Below are 7,443 nucleotides of genomic sequence, written 5' to 3'. Positions count from 1 at the left end.
CCTCGCCGTCATCGAATGGCAAGCCGAACGCATCCTCACCTTCCACCGCAGTAAGCGGTTCACCCACTTCGACAACCTCGACACCCTTCGGGACTGGGCAGACTTCTACATCGCCTACGACCGCGCCTGCCAAGAAGGCTGCACCCTCGGCTCACTCGCCAGCGAAATCATCAAAACCGACCTCAACGTCCGCACACAACTCACCACCGCGTTCACACAATGGCGAGACATCTTCCGCGACGGACTCGAACGCATGCAGAACCTCGGCCACATCAACACCCAAGCGGAACCCACCCAACTCGCCCACCTCCTGCTCGCCGCCTTCCAAGGCGGCATGCTCCTCGCCCAAGTCACCCGCGACATCACCCCACTGCGAGACGCCCTGCAGACAGCCATCGACCACGTCGAGACCTTCGCGCTGGTCCCTGCTCCCGGTGAACTCGAAGATCGGTAGCGCCGGCGCTTCGCCCGTCCCGGCGGATTCATTCGGCGGCGAGTTCGGCCAGCAGCTGCTCGATCCGGTCCCGTTCGAACGGGCTGTCGAACTTTCCGGCGAGTCCGAGCGCGGTCCGGGCCTGCCGCACGGCCGCGGCAGGCGAGCCCGCGGCGCGGTCGATTCGCGCGTACTCGAGGTGGATGGCCGCTTCGGCGTCGGGACGCCGGGTCTGCCGCGCCAGTGGCAGCGCCCGGTCGGCGAACGAGCGGGCGGCGGCCAGATCGCCGGACTCGCGTTGCGCCCGGGCGTTGACGATCAGGCACCAGGTCCGGCCGACCGGATCGCCGTGATGCTCGGCCAGCGCGAGCGCGTCGGCCGCGTGCCGGCGCGCGGACGGCAGGTCGCCGACCGCGAGGCTGATGTGGACGACGGAGATCTTCGCCTGGGCGGTGATCTTCCAATCTCCCAGGGATTCGGCGTACCGCAACGCTTTTCGCGCATGCCGCAACGCCGCGTCCGGGTCACCGAGCTGCTCGCGGTGCAATGTGGACAGTGAACTGTGGCAGCCGGCGAGGCCGGCCACGTTGCCGCAGGCCTCGTAGTCGGCCGCGGCGGCGCCGAGCGCGGCCAGCGCGGCCGGGACGTCGCAGCAGCGCTCCGCGGCGTCACCGAGCTTAGCCAGCACGTCACCGCGCAGCTCCGGGTCCACATCGGACAGCATCGGGCGGACCGCCGCCAGCACCCGCGGCACGTCGGAGTAACGGCCGCGGTGCAGCCGGACGGCCGCGGTGACCAGGGCTGCGACGACCCGGGCGGTGACGTCCGGCCCGGCGATCGCGGCGAGCCGGGGCGCGAGGCGGGCGAGGGGGTCGAGCAGGTCGAGGCGGACCAGCGGCTCACACAGGGCCAGCAGCAGCGCCGCCGCCGCGCGGGCCCGCCCCCGGTCGAGGGCCAGCTCGACGAGGGTGATCAGCACGCCGGCGTCCGCGCCGGCCCACCGCAACGGCTCGGGTGCCAGCCGCGCGCTGACGTCCGGTTCGAGGTCGCCCGCGGCCTCGGCGACCACCGGATGGCTCAGCGGCCGGTGGGTGATTTCGCGGCTGACGGCGGCCGAGAGCGCGACCGCCCAGGCGATCAGCCGGTCGGCCGCGGCCGGCGCCAGGCCGGGGTCGATCGTGCGGCAGTAGGCGCGGACCAGGTCGTGGGTCCGGTAGCGCGGGACGCCGTCCGGGCCCGGGCCGGCGGGCTCGACCAGGTGCATCGAAGCCAGCCGGGCGACGAGTTCCCCGGCCCGCGTCAAGCCCGTGTCCAGCGCCGGGGCCAGCACCCAGCCGGGGAAATCCGGCCAGTCCGCGGCCGACACGGCCAGGAGCGCCTGCCGGGCCTGCGGTTCGAGCAGCCGCACGGCGGTGTTCAGGCTGCCGCGGACGCTGCGGTGCCCGGCGGTGAACGTGCGCATCCGGCCGGGGTCGTCGGCCAGCCGCCGGGCCATTTCGGCCGCGCTGAGCGCCGGGAACGCGGCCAGGTTCCCGGCCGCGAGCCGCAGCGCCAGCGGCAGTCCGGCGCAGGCCTTGACGATCGTCGTGATCGCCGCCGGGTCGGACATCCGCCGCGGGCCGACGACGTTCGCGACCACGGCCCGGGCCACGTCGTCGGCCAGCGGCCCGACCGAGACGCGCACCGCGGACTCCAGCTCGGGCAGCACCGCGCGGCTGGTCACGAGCGTCGCGCAGCCGGCTTCCGCAGTCAGCAGCGGCTCGAGCTGGCCGGCGGCCGCCGCGTTGTCCAGCACGATCAGGAGCCGGCGGCCGACAGTCCGGCTCCGGAACTCCGCGGAGCGGCCGACGACGTCGGCCGGCATCGACCGGGCCGGCACGCCGAGCGCACGCAGAAAGCCGCCGAGCACTTCCTGCGGGGACGCCTGGCGAGGGCCGTCCCCGCGCAGGTCGGCGTGCAGCTGGCCGTCGGGGAAGGCGTCGAGCACGGCGTTCGCGGCCTGCACCGCGAGCGCCGTCTTGCCCACGCCGGGCATGCCGGTCAGCAGCAGCAACCGCGGCTCGGCGGCCGGGCCGGTCAGGACTTCGCCCAGCGCGGCCAGTTCGGTCTCGCGCCCGGCGAAACCGCGGGTCCGGGGCGGCAGCTGCGCGGGCACGTCCCGGCCCGCAGGCCGGGGCGGCGCCGGGTCCACCGCCAGGATCTCCTGCTCCAGCTCGACCAGCTCGCGGGGTGGATCGATGCCCAGTTCCTCCCGCAGGACCTGCCGGGCGTGGCGGAACGCGTCCAGCGCGTCGGCCCGCCGGCCGCAGCGGTGCAACGCCAGCATCCGCCGGTGGTGCAGCCCCTCGCGCAGTGGATGCGCCCGCACCAGCTCGGTCAGCTCCGGCACGACCTGGGCGGCGTGCCCGCAGGCCAGCTCCGCGTCGAGGCAGTCCTCGAGCAGGCTCAGCCGCAGTTCGTCCAGCCGGGGACGCTGCAGTGCCGCCAGGTGCGGGCTGATCCCGCTCAGCGGAGTGCCCCGCCACAGTTTCAGCGCGGCCCGCAGCGTGGTCACGGCCGTCTCCGGGCGTCCATCGGCACGCGCGAGCCGCTGGGCGTCGACCACTTCGCCGAGGTCGATCCGGGTGGCGCGCAGCCGATAGCCGTCGGCCTCGGTGCCGATCAAGTCCGCCACCCCGGCTTGGGCCAAGGCGGCCCGCAGTTTCGAAATCTGGATGTGCACCTGCTGGCGCGCGGTGGCCGGGGGCCCTTCGCCCCACAACGCGTCGATCAGCCGCTCGACCGGGACGGTCCGCCCCGGTTCCAGCGCGAGCGCCGCGAGCACCGTGCGGCCCAGCCGCCCTTTCACCGGCACCGCCCGTCCCTCGGCGGAAACCCGGACCGGGCCGAGCAGATCGATTTCCAGCACCGGCGATGCCTCCCCCGCATCCGGCCGACCGACCCAGCTTAGCCAGGCCCCACCCCGTTTCTCCAGCACCGATCCGGCCCGCCCCGATGCCCGCCGCCGGAACTCGATAGCGAACGGATAGGGCGCCCCGGCCACGATCGTGCCGACCGTTCACGGGGAAACGGTGAGACCCGCCCGACAGCCGAGGGAGTTCCCATGTTCAGACGCACGATGGTCACGGTGTCCACGACGCTGCTGGCCGCGGCCGCGGCGGCCGCACTGGCGACGCCGGCCTCCGCCACGCCCACCCCGACCACCTGGTGCACGTACCGCGTGACCAATGTGGCCAGTAACGACTACCTGTTCGTGTACAGCGGGAGAAGCACCACTTCCGCGCATCACATCGGCGACTTCCGCAACGGCGAGGTGGTGTCCGGGCAGTACGGCAACACCTACGTCAGCGGCCGGGCCTGGAAACACGTGATCGGGAAGAGTGTTGTTGTCTCCACCGGCACCGTGAACGGGTACGCGCACGCCTCCGAGGCCGGCGGCGCGCCACTGCTGTCCCTGATCCACTGTCCCTGATCCACTTCTGCGGCAAGCCGGCCCGGTGCCGAGGCGGCCCCACCCGCCGCCTCGGCACCGGCGATCAGGGCCGCGAATCCAGCAACGGCCGGATCAGCTCCGCCCCTTTACGGCTCAGCCAGCTCCGCATGTCCAGCAATTCCGGGTGCAAGGCACGCAATTCGTCGACATCGACGTCGGGGACACTGCCGTCGCCGCTGTTGATCAGTTCGTAGCCGCGGGCGAACCGTTCGTCGATACGACGCAATTCCTCCATCGGACGCTGGAGGTAGGGCACCTCCTGGCCGACGGCGGCGCTGATCTCGGCGGCGACCTCCGGCGGGGTCAGCGCGTCGCCGACCAGTTCGAGGGTCCGGCCGCGGTATTCATCCGGGCTTGCCAGCGCGAGTGCGGCGAAGGCGCCGATGTCGTCGAGCGCGATGAACTGCTGGCGCACGTGAGGGGCGGCGGCGGTGCGCAACGCGCCGTCACGAACCCCGACGATGGCGGACTGGGTGATCAGGTTTTCCATGAAAGAACTCGGCCGCAGCACGGTGGCCGAGACGCCCGAGGCGGCGAGGTACTGCTCGATCTCCCATTTGGTGGGCTGCCCGCCCCGGTCGGCCCCCAGACCAGAGCTGTAAACCACGTGCGCCACACCGGATTTCACCGCGGCATCGGCGATGGCTTTGCCGGCCTTGGCCTCGTCCTGATCGGGTGCCACCGGCCCCGGATGCATGCTGAACACACCGTAAACGCCGTCGACGCAGCGATCGATCGTCGCCGGATCCTCCAGCGAGCCCGTGATCACCTCCGCGCCCGCGTCCGCCAGTGCCCGGGCCCTGGCACTGTCCTGATCGCGGGTGAGGGCCCGCACCCGCCATCCGTCGGTGAGCAGGCGGTCCGCGACCGCCCCGCCCTGCTGCCCGGTCGCGCCGACGACAAAAACAACCTGGTCCACTGGGTCCTCCGTGCTCGGTCCGGATAGCCGCGGCGACGAGCCCGGGCTAACCGGAGAACTCTCTCCGTCTAGCCACTATACGGAGAGAGTTCTCCGGTTGACCAGACCGGGGCTAAGATCGGGCCATGGTGGACAAAGCCGGGCCGCTCACCCGGCCGTTGCGCGCGGACGCCCGGCGCAACCGCGATCAAGTACTGGCCGTCGCTCGGGAAATGCTGTCCGTCGACGGGTTGTCGGTGTCCTTCGACGAGATCGCGCGCCGCGCCGGAGTCGGCGTCGGCACGGTCTACCGGCATTTCCCCACTCGAAACGCGCTGTTCGAGGCCGTCCTCCTCGGCCGCGTCGAGGAGTTCACCGAACAGGCCCGGACACTGGCCGCGGCCGAGAACCCGTCGGGCGAGGCGTTTCTCGGCTACTTCGCCCACCTGGTCGGCGAAGTAGCCCTCAATCAGGCGCTGTGCGACGCGTTCGACGACGACGCTGGCGCCGGGATCGCCTTGCCCGGGCAGCTGCGGCAAGAGTTCATCAGGTCGTTTGACGCCCTGCTCGAGCACGCGAGAACCGCCGGGGCCGTGCGAACGGACGTCGATATCGCCGACGTGCTGGACCTGCTCATCGGCGCGGCGGCGGCAGGGCGCCGCGGCCGGCTCCGCGGGACCTCGGACCAGCTGATCGCGATCGTGGTCGACGGGCTACGCCCTCGGCAATCGGCCACCTAGGACGACATCCGGCCGGCAAAAGGAAAACTCAGCCTTCGCGCGCGGACCGAGCCGCCGGCACGATCGCGAGGAGGATTCCGGCGACGGCGATCGTCAGGGTCGCGCGGGTGCCCACCGATTCGGCGAGGAATCCCGCGGCCAGTGCGCCGAGGGGCATGGTTCCCCAGATCAGCACCCGCATGCTCGTGTGGACGCGGCCGCGCAGGGCGTCCGGGGTCAGGTGCTGGCGGCGGGTCATCACGATCACGTTGTAGGTCGTGGCGCCGGCGGCGTGGATGACGATTCCCGTTGCTGCCAGTGCCAAGCCGATCGGGCCCGGCTGGGCGAGGGGGAGCAGCAGGTGGGGCGGCCACGTCAGCACGGGCACCAGCCAGTTGGCGCGAGCCGCCCCGATGCGGCGGGTCCAGCGGCCCGTCGTCGCGGCGCCGATGACGCTGCCCACGCCCGACAGGGCCAGCAGCACGCCCGCGCCCGCCGCGTCCAGGTGCAGGTCGTGCGTGAAGAACAGGACTTCCATGGACATGATGCCCGCGGTGAAGAACGCGGCGACAGAACTCGCGATGGCCAGCGGGCGGAGCTGGCGGTGGCGGACGATATAACGCAGGCCCTCGGCGATCTCGGTGCGTAGCCGGACATTCCGCGGCCGCGGCGGGATCGGCGGCACGTCGGCCCGGACGCGCGAAAGGAGCGCGGCCGAAGCCAGGTAACCCGCCCCGGTGAGCACCAGCCCGGAGGCAGCACCGATCAACCGAGTGAGCACACCGCCGATGCCGGGCCCGGCGGCCGCGGCGACCGACAGGGTGACCTGCAGGCGCGCGTAGCCGGTTTCCAGGTTCTCCAACCCGATCACCACCGGCAGGTACGCCTGGTAGGCGGCGTCGAAGAACACGGTCGCGACGCCGACGAGGGCAGCCGTGACGAGCAGCTGCCCGAAGTCCAGCACGCCGGCCCAGCCCGCGACCGGAAGCCCGAAGAACAGCAGGGCCCGGACGAGGTCGGCGCCGACGAGCACCGCGCGGCGACGGCGGGTCCGGTCGATCCAGGCACCGGCGGGCAGGCCGATGACCAGGAACGCGACGGTCTCCGCCGCGGTGAGCAGGCCCATCTGCAGCGGGCTGGCGCCGAGGGTGGTCGCGGCGAGCAGGGGCACCAGGGCCGTCGCGGCGGCGGTACCGAGCTGGGAAGCAGCGTCCGCGGTCCACAAGAAGCGGAACGCGCGATGCCCCCGCAGCCCGGCCGACGGCGTCGGCTCGCCGGTCATGGGCCCGGCTCCCGGCCAGGTGGCGGACGCCGATCCGCGTGGTAGGGCAGCACAACGGCGTACCGGTCGTCCAGCCGCAGCGCGAGCTGGTGCGCCACCAGCTGGTCGACGAGATCCGACGCGGGCCCGTCGGCCGGCGGCCGGTCCGTGCCGGCCAGGGTCCGGAAAGCGTCGACCCAGCCGGCTTCGACGTGCACGCGGTTGATCGGCCCGCCCGGCCGGGTGTCGTGGATGAGGACGAACCCCGGGCCGTAGCGGTAGGTGCAGGTGCCCGTGCCGTGGGCTTCGCGCCAGCGGCGGCCGGGTTCCCCGTCGTCCCGCGGCGGCGGCAGATGACACAGCGCGCGTTCGGGAATGGTGCCCGGCAACGACTTCCGCAAGGTCCAGTCCACCGGAACGAACGCCGCCGCGGCGGTGGCGAGCAAGCGCACCATCGTGGCGTCGCGGTGCGCTTGCTCGCCGAAGGCGAACGGCTCCGGCAGCCGCAGCCGCTGCGCACTCCCGGCCAGCCCGGCCACGAACCGCAGTGCGGCGTCGGGATCGGCGTCGATCCGGCCGAAGTCGAGTTCGACCGTTTCGGGCCACTCCGGGTGCGGAGCGGACAGGGTGCGCATGCAG

7 protein-coding genes are annotated in these 7,443 nt (G+C 72.6%); 3 read left to right on the top strand and 4 right to left on the bottom strand.

Annotation, left to right across the window (positions count from 1 at the left end; translation table 11 throughout):
* The coding region (locus tag BMY97_RS44475; protein WP_091629572.1) for a TetR family transcriptional regulator C-terminal domain-containing protein at positions 1–454 on the top strand (454 nt) is incomplete at its 5' end.
* Between the two features lie 28 nt (positions 455–482).
* Here BMY97_RS44475 and BMY97_RS44470 read toward each other — a convergent pair.
* Complete coding sequence (locus BMY97_RS44470) at positions 483–3,341, bottom strand: AfsR/SARP family transcriptional regulator (RefSeq protein ID WP_091629570.1); 2,859 nt, start codon at positions 3,339–3,341, stop codon at positions 483–485.
* 195 nt (positions 3,342–3,536) lie between these two features.
* Here BMY97_RS44470 and BMY97_RS44465 point away from each other — a divergent pair, with 195 nt between their 5' ends.
* Positions 3,537–3,905 (top strand): hypothetical protein, encoded by a 369-nt coding sequence (locus BMY97_RS44465; RefSeq protein WP_091629569.1) that lies wholly within the window; start codon positions 3,537–3,539, stop codon positions 3,903–3,905.
* Between the two features lie 64 nt (positions 3,906–3,969).
* Here the strand turns inward: BMY97_RS44465 and BMY97_RS44460 are convergent, their stop codons facing one another.
* Positions 3,970–4,845, bottom strand: a complete 876-nt coding sequence (locus tag BMY97_RS44460; protein WP_091629567.1) for an NmrA/HSCARG family protein — start codon at positions 4,843–4,845, stop codon at positions 3,970–3,972.
* A gap of 125 nt (positions 4,846–4,970) precedes the next feature.
* Here BMY97_RS44460 and BMY97_RS44455 point away from each other — a divergent pair, with 125 nt between their 5' ends.
* Positions 4,971–5,564, top strand: coding sequence for a TetR/AcrR family transcriptional regulator (locus BMY97_RS44455; protein ID WP_091629565.1), 594 nt, complete (start codon positions 4,971–4,973; stop codon positions 5,562–5,564).
* A 28-nt stretch (positions 5,565–5,592) separates the two neighbouring features.
* Here BMY97_RS44455 and BMY97_RS44450 read toward each other — a convergent pair whose 3' ends face one another.
* Together BMY97_RS44450 and BMY97_RS44445 are read right to left on the bottom strand one after the other, a co-directional pair.
* The gene (locus BMY97_RS44450) at positions 5,593–6,825 is read right to left on the bottom strand and encodes an MFS transporter (protein ID WP_091629563.1); all 1,233 of its coding nucleotides are present in this window, start codon (positions 6,823–6,825) and stop codon (positions 5,593–5,595) included.
* Positions 6,822–7,439, bottom strand: coding sequence for a DUF5825 family protein (locus tag BMY97_RS44445; RefSeq protein ID WP_091629561.1), 618 nt, complete (start codon positions 7,437–7,439; stop codon positions 6,822–6,824). The genes BMY97_RS44450 and BMY97_RS44445 overlap by 4 nt, the downstream gene beginning before the upstream one ends.
* Positions 7,440–7,443 lie beyond the last annotated feature (4 nt).

The organism is Amycolatopsis saalfeldensis (assembly GCF_900110575.1).
Classification (GTDB): Bacteria; Actinomycetota; Actinomycetes; order Mycobacteriales; family Pseudonocardiaceae; genus Amycolatopsis; species Amycolatopsis saalfeldensis.
This window is presented reverse-complemented; position numbering and strand designations above follow the sequence as displayed.